Annotated in this window: 3 protein-coding genes; all 3 read left to right on the top strand. The window is 42.2% G+C overall.

Annotated features, from left to right (window positions below):
• Positions 1–1,146, top strand: a 1,146-nt coding sequence (locus tag PL8927_RS10580; RefSeq protein ID WP_156093161.1) for a formylglycine-generating enzyme family protein, incomplete at its 5' end; no start/stop codon positions are given.
• A 91-nt stretch (positions 1,147–1,237) separates the two neighbouring features.
• The gene (locus PL8927_RS10575; protein WP_083620970.1) at positions 1,238–1,432 is read left to right on the top strand and encodes a type II toxin-antitoxin system HicA family toxin; all 195 of its coding nucleotides are present in this window, start codon (positions 1,238–1,240) and stop codon (positions 1,430–1,432) included.
• Entirely contained in the window at positions 1,432–1,644 is a 213-nt protein-coding gene (locus PL8927_RS10570) for a type II toxin-antitoxin system HicB family antitoxin (RefSeq protein WP_083620968.1), read from the top strand. The genes PL8927_RS10575 and PL8927_RS10570 overlap by 1 nt, the downstream gene beginning before the upstream one ends.
• Positions 1,645–2,000 lie beyond the last annotated feature (356 nt).

Below are 2,000 nucleotides of genomic sequence, written 5' to 3'. Positions count from 1 at the left end.
AGTGATTTATATAGTTTAGGGGTAACTTGTATTCATTTATTAACTAATATTGAACCCTTTGATTTATTTGATGTTAGTAAAAGTGATTGGGTGTGGCGAGATTATTTAAAGGTTAAAGTCAATAATACTTTGGGTCAAGTCTTAGATAAACTCTTACAGCAGGGAACAAATAAACGTTTTCAAACGGCTCAAGAAGTCTTAGAAGCATTGATATCCTTCTCCAATCCCTTCACATTAGAAAGATTACCAGGATTACAACAATTAACCGTTAAACCGACACCCTGTTTAAAAACTGTTAATTTTGAAACCGTAACCGTTAACTCCACCGGAAAAATTACCAACCGTTGGCAAGCCCAAGCCCAAGTGTTGACTGAAAATATCAATGGGATAATATTAGATTTAGTCGTAATTCCAGCCGGAACTTTCCTCATGGGTTCCCCTAGTAATGAACCACATCGATCTAAGAGTGAAGAGCCACAGCATACTGTTAATATAGCCTCTTTTTTGATCGGTCAATATGCCGTGACTCAAGCCCAATGGCGGGCTGTAGCAGGTTTACCCAAACGCCAGATTGACCTCAAGCCCAACCCCTCCATTTTTAGTTTTAAAGGGGATAACTTACCTGTTGAGAACGTTTCTTGGTGGAAAGCAGTAGAATTTTGCGATCGCCTCTCTCAATTCACCGGACGTACCTATCGTTTACCCAGTGAGGCAGAATGGGAATATGCCTGTCGCGCTGGAACTACCACCACGTTTTATTTCGGTAAAACCATCACCACCGATTTAGTTAACTATGACGGCGAGCGTTTCCATTGCTATGGCTCCTGGTCAAAGTCAAAAGGGATTTTCCGAGAAAAGACAACCGTTGTCGGTAGTTTTCCCCCCAACGCTTTTGGATTATACGATATGCACGGCAATCTTTGGGAATGGTGCGCCGACCCTTGGCATAAAAATTATCAGGGTGCGCCGACAGATGGCAGTGTTTGGGAGTCTGGGGGAAATACTCGATACCGGGTGATGCGCGGGGGTTCGTGGGGCAACGGTGCCTCGTATTGTCGCAGTGCCAATCGTTTCAGGGACTGGTCGCGTATGGGGTGCGGGTCAGGATTTCGTGTTGTTTCCTCCTGGCCTGGGTGGACTCCTTAGTAGGGGCGGGTTCTTTGTAGTGAGGCGTTCACCCCTCAGAGTCCTGAAGGACTCACTACAATATAAAAGAGGATAGTTAACCTTAGAACTAATGAAAGTTAGAGATGTTATTAAAAGATTAGAAAACGAGGGTTGGTATTTATCAAGAACGCGAGGGAGTCATCGGCAATTTAAACATCCTGATAAAATAGGAACTGTGACCGTTTCGGGTAAGTTAAGTATTGATGTACCCATCGGAACGCTTAAAAGTATTTGGCGACAAGCACAAATCGAGGAGGATCAATAATGCGTTATGCCATTGTAATTGAAAAAGGCGAAAATAGTTATGGTGCTTATGTTCCCGATTTACCAGGATGTGTAGCAGTGGGTGAAACTGTTGAAGAGGTAAGAACTTTAATGCAAGAAGCCATTATTTTTCATTTAGAAGGATTACAAGAAGAAGGGTTTAAAATCCCTGAACCTCTATCAATTTGTGAATATGTAGAAGCTAAATTATAAAACTGCGATCGCTACGAGGGGGGTTCATAAACCGAGTTTCTTATCCTATCTTTCTGTTAGCTCATGTTATTGCAGAAACCCGGTTTCTTGGAATAACACCCTAATTTTGTAGTAAGCCCTTTAGGGCTAAGAGTCCTGAAGGACTCACTACACTATCAGCCTCAGAGTCCTGAAGGACTCACTACAATATCAGTAAATATTTATCCCAAGTTGCAGGTATCCAAGTATCTGTTTTAATTTGAGTTTGTAATAGCGTCAGCTTATCCATCGGTGTCAACTTTAAGGCTAAAAGTAGGCCGAAAAACCAAAAGTTCGTTGATTTTTTTAAGCGTCCTAGATCCCCCCTAACCCCCCTT

It is taken from the genome of Planktothrix serta PCC 8927, assembly GCF_900010725.2.
Classification (GTDB): Bacteria; Cyanobacteriota; Cyanobacteriia; order Cyanobacteriales; family Microcoleaceae; genus Planktothrix; species Planktothrix serta.
The sequence above is the reverse complement of the archived record's forward strand: the minus strand, read 5'-3'. Positions and strand labels throughout refer to the sequence as shown.

Excerpts from the sequence above, each read along its gene's own strand:
- PL8927_RS10570 (WP_083620968.1), top strand. The coding sequence starts at position 1,432 with ATGCGTTATGCCATTGTAATTGAAAAAGGCGAAAATAGTTATGGTGCT.
- PL8927_RS10575 (WP_083620970.1), top strand. The coding sequence starts at position 1,238 with ATGAAAGTTAGAGATGTTATTAAAAGATTAGAAAACGAGGGTTGGTAT.